Origin of the sequence: Pseudomonas sp. FDAARGOS_761, from assembly GCF_013343155.1 — a bacterium.
Classification (GTDB): domain Bacteria; phylum Pseudomonadota; class Gammaproteobacteria; order Pseudomonadales; family Pseudomonadaceae; genus Pseudomonas; species Pseudomonas aeruginosa.
The window spans coordinates 2,091,927-2,117,883 of record NZ_CP054572.1; the positions used below are offsets into that span (position 1 = coordinate 2,091,927).

Consider the following 25,957-nt stretch of genomic DNA (forward strand, 5'->3'; position numbering starts at 1 on the left):
CGGCTGACGGTGGTCGGTCAACCTAACCACTGTCCGCCGGCGTTGTCCACGCTCAATAGTCGCCGCGCTTGCGGAAGGCCCAGCGGCCGGCGAGGAAGGTGAAGCTGGCGACCAGCACGAGCATGATCCAGAAGCCTTCAGGATCGTCGGCGAAGGGAATCCCGCCGACGTTCATGCCGAAGAAGCCGGCGACGATGTTGATCGGCAGGGCCAGCACCGTGACCATGGTCAGGGTGAAGAGGATGCGGTTGTTCTGTTCGTTGAGCTTGGCCGCGATCTCTTCCTGCAGCAGCTTGATCCGTTCGCCCAGGGCGGTCAGGTCGCTGATCACCAGGGAGAACTCCTCGGTGGCTTCGCGCAGCTCACGCAGGTCGGCATCCTGTAGCCATTCCGGCGGTCGGTTGAGCAGGCGCAGCAGCGAACCGGGCTCCAGCGCCAGCAGGCGTTGCAGGCGTACCAGCACGCGCCGCATGGCGCCGAGGTCGGCGCGGTTGGCGGAGAGGCGCAGGGCCAGTAGCTGGTCCTCGATGCGGTCCACTGCGACGCTGGTTTCGCGGACGATCTGGGTCAGCACGTCGCCCTGGTCGCGCAACAGGTGGATCAGCAACTGCAGGGGCGAACGGAAAGGTTCGCCGTGCTTCACCGAAGAGCGCAGCTTGTCCACCGAGCGCAGCGGTTGCGCTCGTGCACTGACCAGCAGCCGGCCACGGGCGCAGACCCACAGGGTGGCGACGTCCGAAGAGACCAGGCCGAAGTTGAAGACCACGTCGTTGACCACTGCCAGCAGCGCCGAGTCGACGTGTTCGATGCGCGTCGAGCGCGACCCCTCGCGCAGGCTTTCGAAGAAATAATCCGGCAGTTCCAGATGCTTCTTCATCCAGCGCTCGCAGGCGGCATGGGCGAGGTTCAGGTGCAGCCAGAGGAACTCGTCCGGCGCCTCCTCGCGAGCCTGCCGCAGGCAGGCGAGGGCGGTAGCCGAGTCGATTTCCCGCCCCGCTTCGCCGGGGCGGAAACGGAAACCGTAGATCAGGCCGAACAGGTCGGCGTCCTGGGGCGGGGAGATACCGTGATGCATGGTCGCTCGCGGGAGAGGATCGGTTGGATAACTTGGCATCGTGACGATGACGCTTTGATTGCAGGACGATGAAGGCCGCTTCGCGGGATGCCCGGCGATGCTTCCCGTTGGAACTGTCGGGGTCGTCTTGCCGTCGCCTCGCGCCGACGAACTACGAGGTGCCGGGAAGTGCTATTTCATTTCTCCCGGTTTTTTATGAAATACGCATCGTAGAGTTCTGATATTTGCCCGCTGGGTTATTTAGTCGATTTGCCGTGCCAGGTGATGGGGGTTGTTTATAAAGTATTATAACTTTTTGATTATATATTGTTTATCAATTAGATAGGCGTGTGATGGCTAAATGGCTGCATGTTTTCCAGGGGTTATCTAAATTGAATTTTTCATGGGGGTTTTCTTAGTCGTTATATATAAAGTCAGACTCGCCTTTTATTTAAAAGCTGCTATTTCTGGATTACATGGTGCGGCCGTTCGGTCGCTGCTTGACAAGAGGAATGTCGGAAATGTCGATCCAGGCGAAAGTTACCCCTATCGATCAGAGTATTTCTTCTGCGGCTGCCGTCGAGGTTCCGGAAAACGGGATACTCAAACTCTCCCAGAGCAGTAATATCGCGCTCGATGTCGCACCGGAGTCGGTGGCGGGATACTCGAAGAGCGGTTCGGACCTGATCGTCCAGCTGAAGACCGGGGAAAGCGTCCGGATCGCCAACTTCTATGCGGAAGGCCAGCCTTCCAGCCAACTGTTCCTGGCCGACAAGGACAAGCTGGTGGCGGTAGATCTGCCGCCGGTCGCCGCCGACGGGCCGCTGATGGCCGGCTACATCCCGCAGGAAAGCCTGGCCGGTTTCGAGTCGCTGACCGGCGCCGGTGTGCTCGGTGGCATGAGCGCAGGGACTGCGCTGCTGGTCGGTGCGGCGGCCATCGGCGCCGGGGTGGCGATTTCCAACAGCAGCGGCGGCGGTGGCGGCGGCGGTTCTTCGGTGCCCCCGGACACCACTCCGCCGAAGGCGGCCAGCGGCCTGAAGATAGCGCCTGACGGCAGCAGCATCAGCGGCCAGGCCGAGGCCGGCGCGAGCGTCGGCATCGATACCAATGGCGACGGCAAGCCGGACCTCACCGTGATCGCCGATGCCAACGGCAATTTCACCGCTCCGCTGAACCCGCCGCTGACCAATGGCCAGACGGTCACCGTGGTGGTCACCGACCCGGCTGGCAACGCCAGCCCGCCGGCCCAGGTCACCGCTCCGGACACCACCGCCCCGGCGCCGGCCACCGACGTGCAGGTGACGCCAGGCGGCAGCAGCGTCATCGGCAAGGCCGAACCCGGCTCGACGGTGGGCGTCGATACCGACGGCGACGGCCAGCCGGACACCACCGTGGTGGTCGGTCCCGACGGCAACTTCGAGGTCCCGCTGAACCCGCCGCTGACCAATGGCGAGACGGTGACGGTGATCGTTACCGACCCGGCCGGCAACAACAGCACCCCGGTGACCGTCGAGGCGCCGGACACCACCGCCCCGGCGCCGGCCACCGACGTGCAGGTGGCGCCGGACGGCAGCAGCGTCACCGGCAACGCAGAGCCGGGCGCCACCGTCGGTGTCGACACCGATGGCGACGGCCAGCCGGACACCACCGTGGTGGTCGGTCCCGGCGGCAGCTTCGAGGTTCCGCTGAACCCGCCGCTGACCAATGGCGAGACGGTGACGGTGATCGTTACCGACCCGGCCGGCAACAACAGCACCCCGGTCACCGCCGAAGCCCCCGACTTCCCCGACGCGCCCCAGGTCAATGCCAGCAACGGCAGCGTCCTCAGCGGTACGGCGGAAGCGGGCGTGACCATCGTGATCACCGACGGCAACGGCAATCCGATCGGCCAGACCAGCGCCGATGCCAACGGCAACTGGAGCTTCACCCCCGGTAGCCAACTGCCGGATGGCACCGTGGTCAATGTGGTGGCCAGGGACGCCGCCGGCAACAGCAGCCCGGCGACCTCCATCACCGTCGACGGCGTGGCGCCGAGCGCGCCGGTGGTCGAGCCGAGCAACGGCAGCGAACTCAGCGGGACTGCCGAACCGGGCAGCAGCGTGACCCTGACCGACGGCAATGGCAATCCGATCGGCCAGACCACCGCCGATGCCAACGGCAACTGGTCTTTCACGCCGTCCACCCCGTTGCCGGACGGTACCGTGGTCAACGTGGTGGCCAGGGATGCCGCCGGCAACAGCAGTCCGCCGGCCAGCGTTACCGTGGATGCCGTCGCGCCGGCCACGCCCACCGTCGATCCGAGCAACGGTACGACCCTCAGCGGCACCGCCGAGCCGGGCAGTAGCGTGACCCTGACCGACGGCAACGGTAACCCGATAGGGCAGGTCACCGCCGACGGCAGCGGCAACTGGACCTTCACCCCGAGCACGCCGTTGCCCAACGGTACGGTGGTCAACGCCACGGCTACCGACCCGTCCGGCAACGCCAGCTCGCCGGCCAGCGTCACCGTGGACGCCGTGGCACCGGCCACGCCAGTGGTCAACCCGAGCAACGGCAGCACGCTCAGCGGCACCGCTGAGCCGGGCGCCACCGTGACCCTGACCGATGGCAGCGGCAACCCGATCGGCCAGGTCACCGCCGACGGCAGCGGCAACTGGAGCTTCACACCGGGCACGCCGTTGCCCAACGGCACCGTGGTCAACGCCACGGCCACCGACGCCTCCGGCAACACCAGTGCGGGCAGCAGTGTCACCGTGGACTCGGTAGCCCCGGCCACGCCAGTGGTCAACCCCAGCAACGGCACCACGCTCAGCGGTACCGCCGAGCCGGGCAGCAGCGTGACCCTGACCGATGGCAGCGGCAACCCGATCGGGCAGGTCACCGCCGACGGCAGCGGCAACTGGAGCTTCACCCCGTCCACGCCGCTGGCGGATGGAACCGTGGTCAACGCCACGGCCACCGACCCGGCGGGCAACACCAGCGGCCAGGGCAGCACCACCGTCGATGGCGTGGCGCCGGCCACGCCGACCGTCAACCTGAGCAACGGCAGCAGCCTCAGCGGCACTGCGGAACCGGGCAGCACGGTGATCCTCACCGACGGCAACGGCAATCCGATCGCCGAGGTCACCGCCGACGGCAGCGGCAACTGGACCTACACCCCGTCCACGCCGATCGCCAACGGCACTGTGGTCAACGTGGTGGCCCAGGACGCCGCCGGCAATAGCAGCCCGGGCGCCAGCGTCACCGTGGACTCGCAGGCCCCGGCGGCGCCGGTGCTCAACCCGAGCAACGGCACCACGCTCAGCGGCACCGCCGAGCCAGGCGCTACCGTGACCCTGACCGACGGCAACGGCAACCCGATAGGGCAGGTCACCGCCGACGGCAGCGGCAACTGGAGCTTCACACCGGGCACGCCGCTGGCCAACGGCACCGTGGTCAACGCCACGGCCAGCGACCCGACCGGCAATACCAGCGCTCCGGCCAGCACCACCGTGGACTCGGTGGCGCCGGCCGCGCCGGTGGTCAATCCGAGCAACGGCGCGGAGATCAGCGGCACCGCCGAACCGGGCGCCACGGTGACCCTGACCGATGGCAGCGGCAATCCGATCGGGCAGGTCACCGCCGACGGCAGCGGCAACTGGAGCTTCACGCCGTCCACGCCGCTGGCGGATGGAGCCGTGGTCAACGCCACCGCTACCGACCCGGCCGGCAATACTGGCGGCCAGGGCAGCACTACCGTGGACGCCATCGCGCCGGCCACGCCGACCGTCAACCTGAGCAATGGCAGCAACCTCAGCGGCACTGCGGAACCGGGCAGCACGGTGATTCTCACCGACGGCAACGGCAATCCGATCGCCGAGGTCACCGCCGACGGCAGCGGCAACTGGACCTACACCCCGTCCACGCCGATCGCCAACGGTACTGTGGTCAACGTGGTGGCCCAGGACGCCGCCGGTAACAGCAGCCCGCCGGCGACGGTGACCGTCGATTCCAGCGCGCCGCCGGCGCCGGTGATCAACCCGAGCAACGGCGTCGTCATCAGCGGCACCGCCGAGGCCGGTGCCACCGTGACCCTCACCGATGCCGGCGGCAACCCGATAGGGCAGGTCACCGCCGACGGCAGCGGCAACTGGAGCTTCACGCCGGGCACGCCGCTGGCCAACGGCACTGTGATCGTCGCCACGGCCACCGACCCGACCGGCAATACCGGCCCGCAGGCCGCCACCACGGTGGACGCGGTGGCGCCGCCGGCGCCGGTGATCGATCCGAGCAACGGCACGACCATCAGCGGCACCGCGGAGGCCGGGGCCAAGGTGATCCTCACCGACGGCAACGGCAACCCGATCGGCGAAACCACCGCCGACGGCAGCGGCAACTGGACCTTCACGCCCGCCACGCCGCTGGCCAACGGCACGGTGGTCAACGCCGTGGCCCAGGACCCTGCGGGCAATACCGGCCCGCAGGGCAGCACTACCGTGGACGCGGTGGCGCCGAACACGCCTGTGGTCAATCCGAGCAACGGCAACCTGCTCAACGGTACCGCCGAGCCGGGCAGCACCGTGACCTTGACCGACGGCAACGGCAACCCGATCGGCCAGACCACCGCCGATGGCAGCGGCAACTGGAGCTTCACGCCCGGCTCGCAACTGCCCAACGGCACCGTGGTCAACGTGACCGCGAGCGACGCCGCCGGCAATACCAGCCCTCCCGCTACCACGACGGTGGATTCCTCACTGCCGTCGATCCCGCAGGTGGATCCGAGCAACGGCTCGGTGATCAGCGGCACCGCGGACGCCGGCAACACCATCATCATCACCGATGGCAACGGCAACCCGATTGGCCAGGTCACCGCCGACGGCAGCGGCAACTGGTCCTTCACTCCAGGCATCCCGCTGCCGGATGGCACGGTGGTCAACGTGGTGGCGCGCAGCCCAAGCAATGTCGACAGTGCGCCGGCGGTGATCACGGTGGATGGCGTGGCCCCGGCGGCGCCGGTGATCGATCCGAGCAACGGCACCGAGATAAGCGGTACCGCGGAAGCCGGCGCGACGGTGATCCTCACCGATGGCGGCGGCAACCCGATCGGCCAGGCCACCGCCGACGGCAGCGGCAACTGGACGTTCACCCCGGGCACCCCGCTGGCCAACGGCACCGTGATCAATGCGGTGGCCCAGGACCCAGCCGGAAACACCAGCGGTCCGGCCAGCGTCACCGTCGATGCCATCGCCCCGGCGGCGCCGGTGATCGATCCGAGCAACGGAGTCGTCATCAGCGGTACGGCGGAAGCCGGGGCCACGGTGATCCTCACCGACGGCAACGGCAACCCGATCGGCCAGGTCACCGCCGACGGCAGCGGCAACTGGGCCTTCACGCCCGCTACGCCGTTGGCCAATGGCACGGTGATCAATGCGCTAGCCCAGGACGCCGCCGGCAACAACAGCAGTCCCACCAGCGTCACCGTCGACTCGCTGGCGCCAGCAGCCCCGGTGATCGATCCGAGCAACGGTAGCGTGATCGCCGGTACCGCCGAGGCTGGTGCCACGGTGATCCTCACCGACGGCAACGGCAACCCGATCGGCCAGGTCACCGCCGATGGCAGCGGCAACTGGAGCTTCACGCCCGGCACGCCGCTGTCCAATGGCACGGTTGTCAATGCGGTGGCCCAGGACGCTGCCGGCAACACCAGCGGCCCGGCCAGCACCACGGTGGACTCGGTGGCGCCGGCCGCGCCGGTGATCGACCCGAGCAACGGCAGCGTGATCGCCGGTACCGCGGAAGCCGGTGCGACGGTGATCCTCACCGACGGCGGCGGCAACCCGATCGGCCAGGCCACCGCCGACGGCAGCGGCAACTGGAGCTTCACCCCGGGCACGCCGCTGGCCAACGGCACGGTGATCAATGCGGTGGCCCAGGATCCGGCCGGCAATACCAGCGGCCCGACCAGCACCACGGTGGACGCGGTGGCCCCGGCCACCCCGGTGGTCAACCCGAGCAACGGCAGCGTGATCGCCGGTACCGCGGAAGCCGGCGCCACGGTGATCCTCACCGACGGCGGCGGCAACCCGATCGGCCAGGCCACTGCCGATGGCAGCGGCAACTGGAGCTTCACCCCGGGCACACCGCTGGCCAACGGCTCGGTGGTCAATGCGGTGGCCCAGGACGCCGCCGGCAACACCAGCGGCCCGGCCAGCACCACGGTGGACTCGGTAGCCCCGGCCACCCCGGTGCTCGATCCGAGCAACGGTACGGTGATCAGCGGTACCGCCGAAGCCGGCGCCACGGTGATCCTCACCGATGGCGGCGGCAACCCGATAGGGCAGGCCACCGCCGATGGCAGCGGCAACTGGAGCTTCACTCCGGGCACACCGCTGACCAACGGCACGGTGATCAACGCGGTGGCCCAGGACGCCGCCGGCAACACCAGCGGTCCGGTCAGCACCACGGTGGACGCGGTGGCTCCGGCCACTCCGGTGATCGACCCGAGCAATGGTGTCGAACTCAGCGGCACCGCCGAACCCGGCGTCCGGGTGATCCTCACCGATGGCAATGGCAACCCGATCGGCCAGACCCTTGCCGACGGTAGCGGCAACTGGAGCTTCACGCCGGGCACGCCGCTGGCCAACGGCACGGTGGTCAACGCCGTGGCCCAGGACCCGGCCGGCAATACCAGCGGCCCGGCCAGCACCACGGTGGACACGGTGGCACCGGCCACGCCGGTGATCAATGCCAGCAACGGCAGCGTGATCACCGGGACCGCCGAGGTCGGCGCCAAGGTGATCCTCACCGATGGCAACGGCAACCCGATCGGCGAGACCACCGCCGACGGCAGCGGCAACTGGACCTTCACCCCCGGCACGCCGCTGGCCAACGGTACGGTGATCAACGCCGTCGCCGAGGACGCCGCGGGCAACGCCAGCGGTCCGGCCAGCACCACGGTGGACTCGGTGGCGCCGTCCGCTCCGCTGCTGAGCATCAGCGCCGACGGCGCGCTGCTGACCGGCACCGCCGAGCCGAACAGCCAGGTGCGCATCGTGGTCAACGGCGACACCGCCAACCCGATCACGGTCACCGTCGACGGCGCCGGCAACTTCAGCCTGCCGTTCGCGCCGCCGCTGATCACCGGCGAACTGATCGCTGGGGTTGCCGTGGACGCCGCCGGCAACGTCAGCGGGCCGGCCACCATCAACGCGCCGGACCTGGCGCCGCCGACCATCAGCGTGCCGGAAGCCGCCGATACTTGGATCAACGCCGCGGAGATCGGCGACGGCATCCAGGTCGATGTGACGGTCCGTCCGACCATGCAGGTCGGCCAGGTGGTCACGGTCAAGTTCGCCGGGCAGAACGGCTACGAGGCCGAGGTCAGCCATACCCTCACCGCCGGCGACATCGCCGCCGGCAACCTGACCCTGACCCTGACGCCTCCCGGCGGCATGGGCCCGTTCCCGGAGGGCGCCTCGACCGTCACCGCCGACATCAACGGCGGCACCGCGTCGACCCCGGTGCCGTTCACCATCGACACCATTCCGCCGGCGACCCCGGTGCTGTCCCTGGTCGGCAACATCCTGACCATCTCGGCGGAGCCGGGCACCGAGCTGACGGTCACCGTCGACGTCGGCGGGGTGACCGCCACCGCCACGGTGACCGCCGACAACAGCGGGCTGGCGTCGCTGAACCTGCTCACCGACCTGGATATCGACTTCAGTTGGGACCAGTTGCTCAATGCCCAGGTGTCGGTGGTCGGTCGCGACCCGGCCGGCAACCCGAGCAACACGGCGAGCATCGGCATCGGCACCAGCATCGAGCAACCGGTGACCATCGGTAACTTCGGCCTCGACGTCAGCCTCAACCCGCTGAACCCGCGTTTTGGTTTCAGCGGCACCACCGAGCCCAACTCCAGCGTGGTGATCCGGGTCATCACCCCGGCGTTGAACGTCGAATTGCTGCCGATCCAGGCGGACTCGTCCGGCAACTTCTCGCTGAACCTGCTGAGCCCGACCATCCTCACCCAGTTGGGGCTGAACATCACCGACATCCTCAACCTCGGCTCGCAGATCTCGTTCAACCTGGTGTCCACCGACAGCAACGGCAACGACAGCGCCGCCTACGGGATCACCCTGACCCCCAACGGACTGTCGCTCAACATCGGCCAGATCGATGTCAACGGTACTTCCGGCGACGACGTGCTGTCCGGCGCCAACGGCAGTTCGGAGCACATCAACGGCGGCGACGGCAGCGACCTGATCTTCAACGTGGGCACCGGCGATCACGTGGTGGCCGGCAACGGCAACGACACCATCCAGATCACCGCGACCGATTTCGTCAGCATCGATGGCGGCGCCGGGTTCGACACCCTGGTCCTGGCCAACGGCATCGACCTCGACTACAACGCCGTCGGCGTCGGCACGCTCAGCAACCTCGAGCGCATCGACCTCGGCAAGGGCGACTCGGGTAGCGTGCTGACCCTGACCGCGGCGGAGGTGGATGCCATCACCGATGCCAACAACACGTTGCAGATCACTGGTGAGAACAACGACACCCTGAACGTGGTGGGCGCGGTGAATACCGGTACCACGCAACTGATCAACGGCATTACCTACGACGTCTACACCTTCGGCAGTACCACCCTGCTGATCGAGGACAACACGGTACAGGTCGTGGTCTGATGCGCGGGCGCAGGCAGTACGCGCGCAAGGGACGGCGGCATGGGAAGGGAGCCATCTGGCTCCTTTCCCTGGGCCTGCCGATGTTCGCGTCGGCCATGCCCCTCGACCAGGCGGTCAGGGCAGGGCTGGCGATCCACCCGGAAGTACGATCCGCGATGGCCGAAGCGGACCGCGCAGGCACCGAGGTGGAGATGGCCAAAGGGGGGTACTACCCCTCCGTGACGATGTCCGGGGGGCCGCAGGAGTTCGACTTCGGCGAGATCGTCTACGATCTCACCGCGTCGCAGATGCTGTACGACTGGGGTCGGGTGACGAGCAAGGTCGACAGCGCCAGCGCGACCCAGCGCAAGCTGTCCGAGGCGGTGCTGGTGGCGCGCGACGACGCGGCGCTGGATATCGTCGAGACCTACCTCGACGTGCTCGCCTCGGAGCGCCGGGTGGAGGCGGTACGCGAACACATCCAGCGCCTCGACGGTATCCGCGAGATGACCCAGGCGCGCGGCGGCGACGGCTACGCCGACCGCAGCGAGCTGGATCGCGCCAATCTGGAACTGTCGCGGGCCCAGGAGCAGTTGTCGCTGGAGAAGGGCAACCTGCAGGACGCGCGCAACCAGTACGCGATCCTGGTCGGCCAGGAGCCCGCCGACCTGGTGGAGCCCGAGCCGATGTCGCTGCAACGCTACCTGGCGGCCAGCGATATGGCGCGGGTGATCCGCGAATCGCCTTTGCAGCGCAAGGCCCTGGAGGACGCCAATGTCGCCGAGGCCGAGGTCCGCGAGGCCAAGGCGTCGCTGCTGCCGCAACTGAACCTGGAGGCCAGCGCGCTGCGCCGGGAGATCGGCGGGCATCCGGAAAGCGACTCGGTGGTATCCCTGCGCTTCCGCATGGACACCTTCCAGGGGCTTTCCAACTTCCGCCGGCCGACCGCCGCGCAGCAGCGCCTGGAATCGGCGAAATGGAGCGCCGACGCGATGCAGCGCGACATCCGCCGGCAACTGCAGAACCTCTTCGACAACGGCGACACGCTGCGCTGGCGGGAACAGTCGCTGACCCAGCAGGTGACCGAGTCGGAGCAGGTCGGCGAGTTGTATCGCGAACAGTTCGAGGTTGGCCGGCGCGACGTGATCGACCTGCTCAACGTGCAGCGCGAGCGGTTCGAGGCAGAGCGGCAACTGATCAACCTGCGGATCGAACGCAAGCGCATCGAGTATCGGGCGGCCGCGCAAGTCGGCCTGTTGGGTCCGCTATTGGAGAACCGGCTGAATCATGGAAGCTGAGAAAACCCCGGATAACGTCGTGATCCTCAACCACGACCCCATCGTCGACCCGTTGCGCCAGGGCCTGCTGCTGCTCTGCCGGCAGCTCGGCCGGCCACTCGGCGACGCCGAACTGGTGGACGGCATGCCGCTGGAGCACGGTCGCCTGCCGTTGCACCTGGTGGCCCGCGCGTTGCGCCGCGCCGACATCACCGCCCAGGTCACCCGCCAGCCGTTGCGCCGGATCGACCGCTACCTGCTGCCGGCCCTGCTGCTGCTCGACGACGGCCGCGCCCTGGTGCTGGTGGGCAACGACGGCGAGCACGCCGAGGTGCTGGTGCCGCAGAGCGACGGCGGAAGCCAGAGGATGCCGCTGGCCGAGCTGGAAGCGCTGTACAGTGGCACGGCGATCTTCGCCAAGTGTCGCTACCGGCCGGACGGGCGGGTCGGCGACTACGCCAGCGCCTTGCCCGAGCACTGGTTCTTCGGCCCGCTCAAGCGGCTCTGGCGTTCCTACGCCGAGGTCACCGCCGCGGCGCTGGTGGCCAACGTCCTGGCGGTCGCCTCGGCACTGTTCGCCATGCAGGTCTACGACCGCGTGGTGCCCAACGCGGCGTTCGACACCCTGTGGATCCTCGCCAGCGGCGTGGCCCTGGCGATCGTCCTCGACGGGGTCCTGCGGATCATGCGCGGCCACCTGCTCAACGTGCTCGGCAAGCGCCTCGACCTGCAACTCTCGACCCTGCTGTTCTCCCGCGTGCTGAGCACCCGGGTCGCCGCCAAGCCGGCGTCGATGGGCGCCTTCAGTACCCAGGTGCGGGAGTTCGAGTCGGTGCGCGAGTTCTTCACCTCGTCCAGCGCGGCGCTGATCAGCGACCTGCCGTTCGTGGCGATCTTCCTGCTGATCATCGCCGTGATCGGCGGCCATGTGGTCTGGGTGCCGCTGGTGGCCTGCGTGCTGATGATCCTGCCGGGGCTGCTGACCCAGCGCCTGCTCGGCCACCTGTCGCGGCAGAACCTGCGCGAAGGGGCGATGAAGAACGGCGTGCTGCTGGAAGCCTTCGAGCACCTGGAGACGGTCAAGGCGACCCGCGCCGAAGGCCGCTGCCTGCACCAATGGGAAACCCTGACCGGCGAACTGGCCGGCACGGCGATGAAGACCCATACCCTGGCCTCGACCCTGAGCTACTCGGCGAGCATCGTCCAGCAGCTCTGCTACGTCGGCGTGGTGGTCTTCGGCGTCTATCGGATCAGCGAGGGCGCGATGACCGTCGGCGGCCTGGTGGCCTGCTCGATCCTCGCCTCGCGGGCCATCGCACCGCTGTCGCAGGCGGCCGGCATCCTCGGTCGCTGGCAGCACACCAAGGTGGCGATGGAAGGCCTCGACCAACTGATGAGCGCCGAGCAGGAGCGCCCCCAGGGCAAGCGCTTCGTGCACAAGGAGCGCCTGCAGGGACATTACCGCCTGGAGGGCGTGCGCCTGGCCCACGGCGACAGCCCGCCGGTGGTCGACGTGCAGGCCCTGAACATCCGCGCCGGCGAGCGGGTGGCGCTGCTCGGCGGCAACGGCGCCGGCAAGTCGACCCTGCTGCGCCTGCTCAGCGGCCTGCTCGACGCGCAGGCGGGACGCCTGCTGCTGGACGACGTCAGCCTGACCCAGATCGACCCGGCCGACCGCCAGCGCGGTATCGGCTACCTGCCGCAGGACGTGGCGCTGTTCCATGGCAGCCTGCGCGACAACCTCAACCTGGAGAACGCCGCGCTGGGCGACGAGGAACTGCTGGAGACCCTCGACGGGGTCGGCCTGGGCGCCTTCGTCCGCGGCCACCCGCTGGGGCTGGACATGCCGATCCAGGGCAATGCCAGCCTGTCCGGCGGCCAGCGCCAGGCCGTCGGGCTGGCCCGGGTGCTGCTACAGGACCCTCCGATCCTGCTGCTCGACGAGCCGACCGCGGCCTTCGACCAGGGCAGCGAGAAACAGGTCATCGACTACCTGCAGCAATGGTTGGGCAAGCGCACCCTGGTCATCACCACCCACAAGAAAAGCATGCTCGCCCTGGTCGAGCGTGCGGTGGTCCTGCGCCAGGGCAGGGTGATCATGGACGGCCCGCTGGAGCAGGTGGTGCAGGGCAACCAGGTACAGGCACCGCAGGCCGCCGAAGGAGGCAACCATGGACTCTGAACGCGACGCCGCCGCCCTGCGCCGGCAACTGGCCGACCCGTTGCTGGCGGCTACCCACCCGGTCTACCGGCCGCTGCTCTGGACCCTGCTCGGTTGCGTGCTGCTGTTCATCGGCTGGGCGGCCTGGGCGCAACTGGACGAGGTGACCCGCGGCGACGGCCGGGTCGTGCCGTTCAGTCGCATCCAGAAGATCCAGAGCCTGGAGGGCGGCATCCTCGACCGCCTGCTGGTGAAGGAGGGCGACCTGGTGGAAGTCGGCCAGCCGCTGGTGCGCCTCGACGAGACGCGCTTCCTCACCAACTTCCAGGAGTCGGCGAACCAGGCCAGCGTGCTGCGCGCGGCCATTGCCCGGCTCGACGCCGAGGTGCTAGGCAAGAAGAGCATCGAGTTCCCGCCGGACGTCGATCCCGAGGGGCCGCTGGCGCGTTCCGAACGCGAGCTGTTCAAGTCGCGCCGCGACAAACTGGTGGAGGGCACCCAGGCGATCCAGCGGCAGATCCACCTGGCGCAGAGCCAGCTCGACCTGGTTCGCCCGCTGGTGGCCAAGCGTGCGGTGAGCCAGATGGAGGCGCTCAAGCTGAGCCAGGACATCGCCACCCTCAGCGGCAAGCTGACCGAGCTGAAAAGCACCTATTTCCAGGATGCCTATACCGAGCGCGCCCAGCGCAAGGCCGATCTCAGCGCCCTGGAACCGATCGTCCAGCAGCGCCAGGACCAGTTGCGCCGCACCGAGATCCTGTCGCCGGTGCGCGGGCGGGTGAACACCGTGCTGATCAACACCCGCGGCGGGGTGATCCAGCCCGGCGAGCCGATCATGGAAGTGATCCCGGTGGAGGAGCGTCTGCTGGTGGAGGCGAAGATCAAGCCGCGCGACGTGGCCTTCCTGGTTCCCGGCATGCCGGCCAAGGTGAAGATCACCGCCTACGACTACACCATCTACGGCGACCTCAAGGGCACCCTGGAGCAGATCAGCGCCGACACCATCGAGGAGGACACCCCGCATGGCAAGGAGTCCTACTACCAGGTGCTGATCAAGACCGATGGCAGCCAGTTGAAGCGCGGCGAGGAGGTATTGCCGATCATTCCGGGGATGGTCGCCGAGGTGGACATCCTCAGCGGCAAGCGCAGCGTGCTCAACTACCTGCTGCGGCCGCTGATCAAGGCGCGCCTTTACTGAGGCGTGCAGGACAGGCCCCGGTCGGTGGGAAACGTGCCAGCCGCTTCCCTGTAGCCATGGCGAGCTACGTAGGCGGTGGCGCTGGTAACGCTGCCCGGGTGGGCGCACGCTAGGCGTCGCGCCGAGCTGCGAGGCGCTGTCGGGTCCTGGCGTCGAGTAGCTCGCGCAGGGTCTTGAACAGCGGTGCGCGGTCGGTATAGCGACGGCCGTAGTCGAGGTTGAAGGCATAGTCGAAGTCCGCCGGATTATCGCCCTGGGTGTGCTGGAGCAGGGTTTCCAGCTTGTCCAGCGCTTTCACTGCCAGGGCTTCGGCGGTCTCGCCGCGCTCGTATTCGTCCCACAGGGCGAGCAGGCGATCGCGCAGTGGCGTGTCCAGATGACGGGTCAGCTGCAACAGGTCGGCGCGTTCCTGTTCGCCCTTGTCCGGGTGCGCCGCTTGCTCGACGGCGGGGATGTCGCCGTGGATCGCTTCGCCGAGGTCGTGGACCACGCACATGCGCAGAACCTTGCCGAGGTCCAGGCCGGCCAGTTGGTCCTCGAAGGCCAGTGCCATCAGGCAAAGCCGCCAGCTATGTTCGGCGGTGCTTTCCGGGCGGCCGGAGGAGGTGTGCGCGGAGCGCAGGACGTCTTTCAGGCGTTCGGCTTCGCGGAGGAATTCGAGGCGGTTGCTCAGCAGTTCGAGGGACATGGCGCGGGCTCCGCTACCGGTGAAACGAGCCTGCAAGCCTAGGCGCGGCGGTGCTGAAGGTCCATGGATAAAATATCCGTGGCGACGTTCAGAGGGTTTCCACCAGGCGCACCGCGCGTCCGTCCGAGAGGGTCATGCGGGTCCAGCGGCAACGGCTGCGCCGGATCGGCACGATGGCCGAGGCGTTCGCTCCGCTGGCGAACTCCAGCGCCGGCGGTGCCAGCAGTTCGCGCCAGCCGAGTTCCTCGAGGGTGGCTTCCTGGCGGAGGATTTCCTCGCTGCAATAGGGCCACAGCGAACGGTCGAGCAGTTCGCCGAGAGGCACGCCGAATTGCGCGGCGCGTGCCGGCGAACAGGCCAACAGGCGATGGGTGAGGTCGCAGATCAGGTGCACGGGTTGCGGGTTGGCCTCGACCAGGCGGGCCAGTGCCTGGTCGGCGGCGGCTTCCAGGCGGGCGCCGAGCAGACGCTCCAGGCGTGCCCGTTCCTCCACCAGCAGCGCCTGGGTACCGGACTCCCAGCGCGAGATGGTCGATTGCGCCACGCCGAGCAATTCGGCGGCATGCGTTTGCTTGACCCGATGCAGCAGGCGCCAGCGACGCAGGGCGGGGCCCAGGGACGAAGAAGGGAGAGGCTCGGTCATGCTTGGCTACGCGGGCGAATGGACGCTGAAGTCTGCGCCCGACGCCGGGCGGAGGCAAATCGGCGCGACACCGGGGGGACCCGTATGGTCGGCGGCGATCCTCGGAGGGCCGCCCGCGCCGCGCCGGCAGCCGTGGAGCTGCCGGCGTGCGTCTCGCTCAGGCCTTGGCGAAGGAGGTGGGGAAGGGCAGGTTGTACAGGCGTTGCCCGGTGGCGGCGAAGATCGCATTGGCCAGCGCAGGGCCGATGGGCGCCACGCCGGGTTCGCCGACCCCGGTGGGCGCTTCGCCGGAGGGCACGATGTGCACTTCGACCTTGGGCATCTCGGCGATCCGCAGCACCTGGTAGCCGTCGAAGTTGTTCTGCTCGACCTTGCCGTCCTTCAGGGTGATCGCGCTGTGCAGGATCGCGCCGAGGCCGAAGCCGATGCCGCCCTCCATCTGCGCGGCGATCACGTCCGGGTTGATCGGGATGCCACAGTCCACCGCACAGACCACCCGCTCGACCTTCAGCTTGCCGTCCTTGTCCACCGAGACCTCGACCACCTGGGCGACGAAGGTCTTGAATGCCTCGGTCACCGCGATCCCGCGCCCGCGCCCGGCGGGCAGCGGCCTGGACGGGTCCCAGCCGGCCTTTTCCGCGGCCAGTTCGAGCACGCCGCGCAGGCGCGGCTGCTCTGCCAGCAGGTCGCGGCGGAACAGATAGGGGTCCTTGCCGGCGGCCTGCGCCGCCTCGTCGATGAACGCCTCCACCGCGTAGACCGTGTGCGAGCTGCCGACCACCCGCCACCACAGGACCGGCACGCCGACCTGGGTGGTGCTCAGCTCGACCGAGACATTGGGCACCGCATAGGGCAGGTTGGCGGCGCCTTCCACCGAGGTGGCGTCGACGCCGTCCTTGACCATCACCGCGGCGAACGGCGTGCCTTCCAGGATCGACTGGCCGACGATGCGATGTTGCCAGCCGACCAGTTTGCCGTCGGCGTCGAGCCCGGCTTCGAGCCGGTGGTAGTACATCGGCCGGTAGAAGCCGCCGTGGATGTCGTCCTCGCGGGTCCATTGCAACTTCACCGGCACGCCGTTGGCGCCCAGCGCCTTGGCGATCGATACCGCCTCGACGATATAGTCCGACCAGGCGTTGGCGCGCCGGCCGAAGCTGCCGCCGGCGTAGAGCGTATTGATCTTCACCTGCTCCGGCTTCAGCCCGGCGGTGCGCGCCGCGTTGCCCTGGTCGACGGTCTGGAACTGGTCGCCGGCCCAGATCTCGCAGCTGTCGGCGGTCAGCCTGACCACCGCGTCCAGCGGCTCCATCGGCGCATGGGCAAGGAACGGGAACTCGTAGCTGGCGGCGATCCTGCGGGTCGCCCCGGCCACCGCCTTGGCGGCGTCGCCGTCCCTGCGCGCGGGCTTGCCGGGTTGCTCGGCGAGCTTGCGGTACTCCGCCATCAGCGCCTCGGAACCACGCTTCTCGGCCTTGCTCTCGTCCCACTCGACCTTGAGCGCGTCGCGGCCTTGCTTCGCCGCCCAGAAGCCCTTGGCGACCACCGCCACGCCGTGCGGCACCTGGACCACCTCGACCACCCCCGGAATCGCCCTGGTCGCCGTGGCGTCGAACGATTTCACCGTGGCGCCGAACAGCGGCGGGCGCTGGAGCAGGGCGACCAACATGCCGGGCAGGCTGACGTCGAGGGTGAATTGCGCACTGCCGTCGGTCTTGCCGGGAACGTCGACGCGCGGCGCCTGGTGACCGATCAGGCGGAAGTCCTTGGGATCCTTCAATTGCACTTTTTCCGGCACCGGCAGTTCCGCCGCCGCAGCGGCCAGCGAACCGTAGCTGGCCTTGCGCTGGCTGGCCGGATGTTCGACGAAGCCGTCGCGGGTACGCAGTTCGGCGGCTGGTATCTGCCACTGTCGGGCGGCGGCCTCGACCAGCATCGCGCGCGCCTTGGCCCCGGCCTCGCGCAATTGCATCCAGGAGTTGGCCATCGCCGAACTGCCGCCGGTGCCCTGCATGGTGCCGAAGGCCAGGTTGGCGTAGCGCTTGGCGTCGGCGGGCGCGCTTTCCACGCGGACCTTGCTCCAGTCCGCGTCGAGTTCCTCGGCGACGATGGTGGCGATACCGGTATAGGCGCCCTGGCCCATCTCCACGTGCTTGGCGATCACCGTGACACTGTCGTCCGGGGCGATCCGCAGGAAGGCGTTGGGCGCGAAGCCGGCGTCCGGCAGGGCCGCGGCGAGGGCGCGCCGGGCTCCGCTCCACTGGAAGCCGATGGTCAGGCCGACCACCGCGGCGCCTTTGAGGAAGCCGCGGCGCGAGCCGGGCAGGGCGTTGCTCAGATCGATCTTGCTGTTCATGGCGTCAGGCCTTCAGGGTGTCGGCGGCTTCGTGGATGGCGGCGCGGATCCGCACATAGGCGGCGCAGCGGCAGATGTTGCCGTTCATCGCGGCATCGATGTCGGCGTCGCTGGGGCTGGCGTTCTGCTCCAGCAGCGCGGTGGCGGACATGATCTGGCCGGACTGGCAGTAGCCGCACTGCGGTACCTGGAGCTTGACCCAGGCGTCCTGCACGGCCTTGCCGGGCTTGCTCTGGATACCCTCGATGGTGGTGACGCGCTTGCCGGCGACCGCGGAGACCGGCAGCACGCAGGAACGTACCGCGGTGCCGTCCAGCTGCACGGTGCAGGCGCCGCACTGGGCCATGCCGCAGCCGAACTTGGTGCCGTGCAGGCCGGCGCTTTCCCGGATGGCCCAGAGCAGGGGCATGTTGGGATCGACGTCGAGGGTGACGTTCTTGCCGTTCAGGACGAGCGAGGTGGGCATGCTGATTCTCCACGGAAAGGCCCGGGCAGGGCGTTATCTCTTATCAGGCAGGGATGCATCGGGCGAAGTGTGCGCGAAGGACGAAACGGACGCCTTGCACGATCCTGCGAAAGTCTAGATCAATCCTGCCGAGCGTCCCGGCGGGCGCGGCGCGGAAACGCGGCGAAACAACTCCGTCGGCGCAGGCGTTCACCCGCCATCGGCAACGCGCTAGGATCGCTGCCGTCGGTGACTGACGCCCGCCCGGGCGGCACGCACTTTCAGCCGGAAGCGGGACGACCCGTTTTCCCTCTTTCATTGCGCGGGGACGACCCTGCAGAGAGGCTGAAAATGGCGTGGATCTATCTCTTGCTCGCCGGTGTCTTCGAAATCGTCTGGGCCACGGCCATGAAGGAGTCGGCCGGCTTCACCCGCCTGTGGCCAAGCCTGGTCACCCTGCTGTTCATGATCCTCAGCTTCGGCCTGCTGGCCGTTTCCATGAAAACCCTGCCCCTCGGCACGGCCTACACCATCTGGGTCGGCATCGGTGCGGTCGGCGCCTTCGCCCTGGGCATCCTGCTCTTCGGCGAAAGCCCGAGCCCGTTGCGGCTGCTGGCGGTGGGGCTGATCGTGGCCGGCATCGTCATTCTCAAGCTGGCGACCCGCCAGGGCTGAGGGGTGACCACCATGTACGCATCCTTCGCTCCCGCGACCTGGGCCTTGCTCGCCTACCTCTTCGGCGCGCTCGCCCTTTGCCTGCTCATGCTGGGGTTGGGCCGGGTGCTGGGCGGCCGGTCGCATGGCCGGGCGAAGAACCTGCCGTTCGAGTCGGGGGTTGATTCCACCGGCTCGTCGCGCTTGCGCTTCTCGGTCAAGTACGCGTTGGTCGCCATGCTGTTCGTGATCTTCGGCATCGAGATGCCGTTCCTCTACCTCTGGGCGGTGTCGCTGCGGGAGAATGGCTGGGCGGGTTTCGTCGAGGCGACGCTGTTCGTCTCCCTGCTGCTGGTCGGACTGTTCTACCTGCACCGGGTCGGCGCCCTCGACTGGTCGCCGGAGCGCCGGCGGAAAAAGCCGCACGACTAGTCGTGGAGGATCACCAGCAGGTAGCGGCAGGCTTGCCCGGCGGTGGCGAAGGTCACCGCGCGGTCGACGCCGAAGTCCAGGCGGTCGCCGCGTTGCAGGTGGAACGTTTGCTCGCCGTAGTCCACCCGCAGCGCACCCTCGACCAGCCACAGGCGCTGCCGGTAGGGCCGGCCGCCCCAGCGGGGATAGTCGAGGCGGGCGTTCGCCGGGATCTCCACTTCCACCATCTCGCAGCCGCTGCGCGGATCGCGAGCGCCGACCTGGCGGCGGCGGTAGCCGCTGGCCGGGTCTTCCCACACTTCCTGCTGCGCGCGCCGGCAGAGCGGTTCGGCCGGCGCCTGCGCGTCGCCGAGCAGCTCGGAGAGGGCGACCCCCAGGCCGCCGGCGAGACGGCCGAGGACGCTGGCGGTGGGGCTGCTTTGGTTGCGCTCGATGCGCGAGATCATCGCCTTGCTCACCGCGCAGCGTTCGGCCAGTTGGGCGAGGGTCAGCTCGCGCTCCTTGCGCAGGGCGGCTAGGCGTCGGGCAATCAGTTCGTCGATATCCATGGGTGGCCCTGGCGGATTTTTCTCGTCCATGATAGTCACTGTCCAATATATTGGAAATTCGACCTTGCATTGGAGCTTGCCCGCGATGACCGAACCGACGATTCGCCGCCTGGCTGGCGAGGAGATCCTGGCGCGCCTGGACGAACTGGCCGAGGTACTGCTGGACTGCGTGGAAGGCGGGGCTTCGGTCAGCTTCATGTGGCCGTTGCCGCGGGAGCGGGCGCTGGCCTTCTGGCGCGGCGTCGGCGAGAGCGTGGCGGGCGACGAACGCCTGCTGCTGGTGGCGGAAGCGGAGGGGCGGATCGTCGGTACCGTGCAACTGCTCCTCGACCAACCGCCGAACCAGCCGCACCGCGCCGACGTGGCGAAGATGCTGGTGCACCGGCGTGCGCGTCGGTGCGGCATCGGCGAGGCGCTGATGGGCGAGCTGGACCGGCTCGCCCGGGCCTGCGGCAAGTCCCTGCTGGTGCTGGACACGGTCAGCGGCAGCGCCGCCGAACGGCTGTACCTGAAGACCGGCTGGACACGGGTCGGGGAAATCCCGGACTACGCCCTGATGCCGGACGGCACGCCCTGTCCCACCACCTATTTCTACAAGCGCCTGGCTGCTGCCGGCTGACCGAAGATGCCAGCGTTCCCAAGGCAGGCCGGGTAGAATCGGCGGATGCGAGAGATTCGGGGTCGATGGTGGAGTTACTGCAAGGGTTCGTCCTGACCCGGCACTGGCGCGATACGCCGGCCGGCACGGAAGTCGCGTTCTGGCTGGCGACCGAGCAGGGCCCGCGACAGGTGCGGCTGCCGCCGCAGCCGTCGGTGGCGTTCGTCCTCGCCGAGCAGCGGGGGCGCGTCGAGTCCCTGCTCGCCGGGGAGACTGGCGCCGAGCTGCGGCCGCTGGCGCTGCGCGACTTCCAGCAGCGGCCGGTGCTCGGCCTGTACTGCCAGCAGCATCGCCAACTGATGAATCTGGAGAAACGCTTGCGCCAGGCCGGCGTCGAGGTGTTCGAGGCCGATATCCGGCCGCCGGAGCGCTACCTGATGGAGCGCTTCATCACCGCGCCGGTCAGCCTGGAGGCGAGTGTCGAGGCTGACGGCAGCCTGCTCGCCCGGCGCCTGAAGCCGGCTCCGGACTATCGCCCGCGCCTGCGCCTGGTGTCGCTGGACATCGAGACCAACGCCCGCGGCGATCTCTACTCCATCGCCCTGGAAGGCTGCGGCCAGCGCCAGGTATACATGCTCGGCCCGGCCAACGGCGATGCCGCGGCCGTGGATTTCTGCCTCGACTATTGCGACAGCCGTGCCGGGCTGCTGGAACGTCTCAACCAGTGGCTGGCCGAGCACGATCCCGACGCCATCATCGGCTGGAACCTGGTGCAGTTCGACCTGCGCGTCCTGCATGAGCATGCCCAGCGCCTGAAGGTGCCGCTGCGCCTGGGGCGTGGCGGCGACGAAATGGGCTGGCGCGAGCACGGCAGCCGCAACAACCACTTTTTCGCCGCGGCGGCCGGCCGCCTGATCATCGATGGCATCGAGGCGCTGCGCTCGGCGACCTGGAGTTTCCCCTCGTTCAGCCTGGAGAACGTCGCCCGGACCCTGCTCGGCGAAGGCAAGGCGATCGACAATCCGTACCAGCGGATGGACGAGATCGATCGCATGTTCGCCGAGGACAAGCCGGCCCTCGCGCATTACAACCTGAAGGACTGCGAACTGGTGACGCGGATCTTCGCCCGTACCGAACTGCTCGACTTCCTCCTCGAACGGGCCACCGTCACCGGCCTGCCGGCGGACCGCAGCGGCGGCTCGGTGGCGGCCTTCACCCACCTGTACATGCCGTTGATGCACCGTGCCGGCTTCGTCGCCCCGAATCTCGGCGAGAAGCGTCCGGAAGCCAGTCCCGGCGGCTTCGTCATGGACTCGCGGCCGGGCCTCTACGAATCGGTGCTGGTGCTCGACTACAAGAGCCTGTATCCGTCGATCATCCGTACCTTCCTGATCGACCCGGTCGGCCTGGTGGAAGGCCTGCGCCAGCCGGACGACGAGCACTCGGTGGAAGGTTTTCGCGGCGCCCGTTTCTCGCGTACCCGGCATTGCCTGCCGGCCATCGTCGCACGGGTCTGGGAGGGCCGCGAGGCGGCCAAGCGCGAACGCAACCAGCCGCTCTCGCAGGCGTTGAAGATCATCATGAACGCCTTCTACGGGGTGCTGGGCTCCAGCGGCTGCCGCTTCTTCGACCCGCGCCTGGCCTCGTCCATCACCCTGCGCGGGCATCGGATCATGCGCCGTACCCGCGAGCTGATCGAGGCCGAGGGCTATACGGTGATCTATGGCGATACCGACTCCACCTTCGTCTGGCTCGGCAGCCCCCGCGCCGAGGAGGAGGCCTCGGCCATCGGCCGGGCGCTGGTGGCGCGGGTCAACGACTGGTGGCGCGAGCACCTGAAAGAAGAATTCGGCCTCGACAGCGCCCTCGAGCTGCAATTCGAGACCCATTACCGGCGTTTTCTCATGCCCACCGTGCGCGGCGCCGAGGAGGGCAGCAAGAAACGCTACGCCGGCCTGGTGCGCCGCGCCGACGGTGGCGAGGAGATGGTCTTCAAGGGCCTGGAGACCGTGCGCACCGACTGGTCGCCGCTGGCCCAGCGCTTCCAGCAGGAACTCTACCTGCGCATCTTCAACCGCCAGCCCTACCAGGACTACGTGCGCGATTACGTACGACGGACCCTGGCCGGCGAGCTGGACGACCTGCTGGTCTACCGCAAGCGCCTGCGCCGGCGCCTCGACGATTACCAGCGCAACGTGCCGCCGCATGTGCGCGCGGCGCGCATCGCCGACGACTACAACCTCGAGCGCGGGCGCCCGCGGCAATACCAGAGCGGCGGCTGGATCAGCTACGTGATCAGCGTCGCCGGTCCCGAGCCGCTCGAGGCGCGGCGTGCGGCCATCGACTACGAGCACTATGTGGGCAAGCAGTTGCAGCCGGTGGCCGACGCCATCCTGCCGTTCGTCGGCGACGATTTCGCCACTTTGGTCGACCGGCAGATGGCACTGTTCTGAGGCTCATTGGCGGATGAGCCGCTGGTCCAGCTGGCGCAGCCGTTCCCGGTCGAGGTTGCGCGGCAGGACGAGAGTGTCCGAGCCGTTGGTCAACGGCGACTCCACGGGCCTGTTGAGTGGGATGACGATACGCTCGGCGTCGTAACGGATTTCCTTGGCGTCGGTCAGGCCCTGCTTCTGTAGTTGATGGATGGCTTCGAGGCGGGCGTCGGCATCGGCTGCGCTGGGCGCCGATTGCATGACCTTCAGGTAGATGTCCAGTGCCTCCCGGCCATTGAACGGACCTTGCCCCAGGTGCTTCACGAATACCCGGTAGACGCCTCCCACCGCGCGGCACAGGCGGCTGTTGCCGTTCTGTGCGGCGATGTCGGCCTGCAGCCTGGCGTCGCACTGCTGCTTGCTCATGTTGCGGGCTTCGGACTTTTCGCTTTGCGCGCAGTAGGCGCTGCCGTAGAGGTCGCCGTCCTTGTCGCAGCGGCCGTAGCAGATATCGTGCAGGCGGCAGGCCTCGCTGAGCGAGCAGCCCGCGACGTCGTCCGGAACCAGATACTGGGTGAAGCCGGAGCCGCAATAGGTGGCCTTGTCTTCGGCGGCGCTGGCGGCGGGCGCCATCCGCGGGGCGAGCAGAACGACGGCGAAGCCGATCAGGAGCAGGCTAGAGAGGGTTTTCATAGAGGACGTCCTGTTCGCTGCGGGTGCCGGGTTCCGAGAGCTGCCGTTGCAGCCGCCGGTGCATGGCCGTGGCTTTGAGGTAATGGAAGTCGAAGCACTTGCCGAACGAGAAGTTCTTCCGCACCGGGTCGTGGCACTCCCGGTAGTAGGAGGCGCCAGCCGTACGTTCGTAGATGGCCTTGCTGACGGCGGTGGCCATGAAGGCGATCACCTGGTCGTTGAAGATATCGTTGTGGTCGGCGATGAAGGACTGCGAGGTGTAGATGAAGTTGACCGGCTCGTTGCTGTAGCAGGGCATGCGCGGCAGCGCCGGATCGGCGTTGCCGCCGTCCGCGCTGCAGAAGCTCCTGAAGCGCCATTTGCCGATATCGGTGTCGTCGATCACCCGTGGTTCGGGCGGTCTTGGCGCGCAGTTGTCGCTGCCATCCGGCAGCGGGCACTCGCGGTCGATCAGCAGGGCGGTCCGATACAGGCTGTAGTTGCCGAGGGCGGTGGTATCCAGGTCTTCTTCCCGGAGGCGATAGCGGGTTCCGTTGTAGGTCCTGTCCAGGTCCACCTGGCTCCAGGTGAGGTTGACGCCGACCCATTGGCCGAGCGGGAAGGCGAAGTGGGTGGCGCTGTCGCCGTGCGAACTGATGACGTACAGCAGCGGCGGCGGCTGGGTTCCCAGGGCGCCGACCTTGAGGCTGTTCTCCTTGAGCAGCAGGCCCTGATTGGCCTCTATCGCCGGATTCAGCATGATTACCGCGTCGCCGAAGGCGCGTATCCGCTGACCGTCCTGGAGAGCCAGCAGGCGTTCGAGCAACGGGTCGTGAAGTGCGCCTAGGGTGATTGCGCCGCCGAAGCTGTGGCCGACGATCACCAGATAGTTCCTGTCCTTGCGATCGATCCGTTCCAACTGGGCGAGCAACTCGGCGACGCCACCCCGGCCGACTTCCTCGGCGACGGCCTTCCTGTCCCAGTAGGTCAGGTTCTCGCTATACAGGCCATGCATCGACTTGCCCCGCCAGCCAACATAGAGGCCGACCAGCCTGCGTTTGCCCAGCACCCCGGAGGAGGCGAGATTGGCGAGTGCCTTGTTGAAGCTGGCGACGTTGCCGTCGTCCCGTCCCGCGTTGTGCTTCCAACCGTGAATGAACACCACCATGGCGATGTCCCCCCGGGCGGAGTAGCGCTTTAGCTGGTCGATCAGGCGTTGCGTTCTGGCAGGCGCGAAGTCGTTGCCGCGCTCGCTGTATTCGACGAAGCCGATCTCGTAGTTCGGATGGCGTTCGTAGTAGCTGTCGCTGCAAGGCCGCATGTCGGCGCAGGTCGATTCGCTGTCATCGCGCAGCGGGGCGTTGGCGGCGCAGCCTGCCAGCAGGCAGGCTGCGAGAAGGGCGAGTATTTTCATGACGATTCCCGCATGGAGATTCTTTTCCGGCGCGCCAGAACTCGACCGGTCGCTACCCGTTACGCAGGCCGGTCGGTACGCTCTGGCGCTGTCGGTGCCCGTGTCGCCGGCCGGGTGCTGTCATGGGGGATGGGAGAGCGCAGGCGGAGAAGTCGTCCCGCGAAAGGCTGGGGAGGCGTGTGTCAGGGTCCCCTGGAAGCGGGCCTGGGATATCCCGGAAAGGCTCGCCGTGGGGCGAACTGTCGAAGACGTTGACATGCTGAACCACCACTTCCGTGTCTGTTCTGCAACTGTCTATAGACCGCCGGGGGATGGGTGTCAAAGTGCCACTTCGCAGCCTTCCGCATGGTGGATGGCTGCGAAGGAGAGTCGATCAGGCCAGTTGCGCCGGGTCGAGCATGTCGCTCTCGAAGGTCATCCAGCCGCCGTTCTCGCTGGCCGCGCCGTCGAGGATCGGGCCGTAGTAGGTGAGGCCGATGGTCAGGCTGAAGCAGATGTGGGTAGCGTTCTCCGGGGCGTCCAGCTGGCCTTCGAAGTGCAGCTTGAGCACGCCCGGCTCGACGCTTTCCAGGCCGATGGCGACGTTCGGGTTGTCCACGGCCTCGCTTTCGCGGCCGCGTTGCTCGGCGCTGACGGTGAGGGTCACGGTGTCTCGGTACATGTCTTGCTCCAGTTGGCGTGGGGCCGGCGTCGCCAGCGCGGCGGACAGACTACTGGCAGACGCGCCGGCTGGCCAGTGCTGG

At 68.1% G+C, this 25,957-nt stretch carries 17 protein-coding genes; 8 read left to right on the forward strand and 9 right to left on the reverse strand.

Features of this window, described 5'->3' with window-relative positions:
• Positions 1–52: 52 nt before the first annotated feature.
• Complete coding sequence (locus FOC67_RS09975) at positions 53–1,075, reverse strand: transporter (protein WP_003106674.1); 1,023 nt, start codon at positions 1,073–1,075, stop codon at positions 53–55.
• Positions 1,076–1,575: 500 nt separating this feature from the next.
• Between FOC67_RS09975 and FOC67_RS09980 the strand changes: the two genes are divergently transcribed.
• The 4 genes from FOC67_RS09980 to FOC67_RS09995 are packed head-to-tail and all read left to right on the forward strand — an operon-like array spanning position 1,576 to position 14,335.
• Positions 1,576–9,720, forward strand: a complete 8,145-nt coding sequence (locus FOC67_RS09980; RefSeq protein ID WP_174707717.1) for an Ig-like domain-containing protein — start codon at positions 1,576–1,578, stop codon at positions 9,718–9,720.
• Entirely contained in the window at positions 9,720–10,997 is a 1,278-nt protein-coding gene (locus tag FOC67_RS09985; protein ID WP_003102743.1) for a TolC family protein, read from the forward strand. The genes FOC67_RS09980 and FOC67_RS09985 overlap by 1 nt, the downstream gene beginning before the upstream one ends.
• Complete coding sequence (locus FOC67_RS09990; protein WP_003088105.1) at positions 10,987–13,158, forward strand: type I secretion system permease/ATPase; 2,172 nt, start codon at positions 10,987–10,989, stop codon at positions 13,156–13,158. The genes FOC67_RS09985 and FOC67_RS09990 overlap by 11 nt, the downstream gene beginning before the upstream one ends.
• Positions 13,148–14,335, forward strand: a complete 1,188-nt coding sequence (locus FOC67_RS09995; protein ID WP_003139884.1) for an HlyD family efflux transporter periplasmic adaptor subunit — start codon at positions 13,148–13,150, stop codon at positions 14,333–14,335. The genes FOC67_RS09990 and FOC67_RS09995 overlap by 11 nt, the downstream gene beginning before the upstream one ends.
• 109 nt (positions 14,336–14,444) lie before the next feature.
• Here FOC67_RS09995 and FOC67_RS10000 read toward each other — a convergent pair whose 3' ends face one another.
• The 4 genes from FOC67_RS10000 to FOC67_RS10015 form a co-directional block, all read right to left on the reverse strand.
• Positions 14,445–15,023: an HD domain-containing protein gene (locus FOC67_RS10000; protein WP_003110488.1), complete on the reverse strand. Its 579-nt coding sequence runs from the start codon at positions 15,021–15,023 to the stop codon at positions 14,445–14,447.
• Positions 15,024–15,111: 88 nt separating this feature from the next.
• On the reverse strand, positions 15,112–15,666 hold the full coding sequence (locus FOC67_RS10005; protein WP_003088112.1) for a helix-turn-helix transcriptional regulator: 555 nt from the start codon (positions 15,664–15,666) through the stop codon (positions 15,112–15,114).
• Between the two features lie 157 nt (positions 15,667–15,823).
• Positions 15,824–18,019, reverse strand: a complete 2,196-nt coding sequence (locus FOC67_RS10010) for a xanthine dehydrogenase family protein molybdopterin-binding subunit (protein WP_009314576.1) — start codon at positions 18,017–18,019, stop codon at positions 15,824–15,826.
• A 4-nt stretch (positions 18,020–18,023) separates the two neighbouring features.
• On the reverse strand, positions 18,024–18,485 hold the full coding sequence (locus FOC67_RS10015; protein ID WP_003102736.1) for a (2Fe-2S)-binding protein: 462 nt from the start codon (positions 18,483–18,485) through the stop codon (positions 18,024–18,026).
• Positions 18,486–18,815: 330 nt separating this feature from the next.
• On the opposite strand from FOC67_RS10015, the gene FOC67_RS10020 reads away from it, so the two are divergent.
• Both FOC67_RS10020 and ndhC read left to right on the forward strand, forming a co-directional pair.
• Positions 18,816–19,139 (forward strand): multidrug efflux SMR transporter, encoded by a 324-nt coding sequence (locus FOC67_RS10020; protein ID WP_003102734.1) that lies wholly within the window; start codon positions 18,816–18,818, stop codon positions 19,137–19,139.
• Positions 19,140–19,151: 12 nt separating this feature from the next.
• The gene (gene ndhC, locus FOC67_RS10025) at positions 19,152–19,550 is read left to right on the forward strand and encodes an NADH-quinone oxidoreductase subunit A (RefSeq protein WP_003088123.1); all 399 of its coding nucleotides are present in this window, start codon (positions 19,152–19,154) and stop codon (positions 19,548–19,550) included.
• On the opposite strand, the gene FOC67_RS10030 is transcribed toward ndhC, so the two are convergent.
• Positions 19,547–20,098: a helix-turn-helix domain-containing protein gene (locus tag FOC67_RS10030; protein WP_003139878.1), complete on the reverse strand. Its 552-nt coding sequence runs from the start codon at positions 20,096–20,098 to the stop codon at positions 19,547–19,549. The two genes, ndhC and FOC67_RS10030, sit on opposite strands and share 4 nt — an antisense overlap.
• Positions 20,099–20,183: 85 nt before the next feature.
• On the opposite strand from FOC67_RS10030, the gene FOC67_RS10035 reads away from it, so the two are divergent.
• The gene (locus FOC67_RS10035) at positions 20,184–20,717 is read left to right on the forward strand and encodes a GNAT family N-acetyltransferase (RefSeq protein ID WP_009314575.1); all 534 of its coding nucleotides are present in this window, start codon (positions 20,184–20,186) and stop codon (positions 20,715–20,717) included.
• Between the two features lie 68 nt (positions 20,718–20,785).
• Positions 20,786–23,149, forward strand: a complete 2,364-nt coding sequence (locus FOC67_RS10040) for a DNA polymerase II (RefSeq protein ID WP_003139876.1) — start codon at positions 20,786–20,788, stop codon at positions 23,147–23,149.
• A gap of 3 nt (positions 23,150–23,152) precedes the next feature.
• Here FOC67_RS10040 and FOC67_RS10045 read toward each other — a convergent pair whose 3' ends face one another.
• From FOC67_RS10045 to FOC67_RS29820, 3 genes are all read right to left on the reverse strand, one after another.
• Positions 23,153–23,821 (reverse strand): hypothetical protein, encoded by a 669-nt coding sequence (locus FOC67_RS10045; RefSeq protein WP_003102715.1) that lies wholly within the window; start codon positions 23,819–23,821, stop codon positions 23,153–23,155.
• The gene (locus tag FOC67_RS10050) at positions 23,805–25,214 is read right to left on the reverse strand and encodes an alpha/beta fold hydrolase (protein ID WP_003132715.1); all 1,410 of its coding nucleotides are present in this window, start codon (positions 25,212–25,214) and stop codon (positions 23,805–23,807) included. Before FOC67_RS10050 ends, FOC67_RS10045 begins: the two co-directional genes overlap by 17 nt.
• A gap of 373 nt (positions 25,215–25,587) precedes the next feature.
• Positions 25,588–25,875: a hypothetical protein gene (locus FOC67_RS29820; protein WP_003088136.1), complete on the reverse strand. Its 288-nt coding sequence runs from the start codon at positions 25,873–25,875 to the stop codon at positions 25,588–25,590.
• Positions 25,876–25,957: the final 82 nt, after the last annotated feature.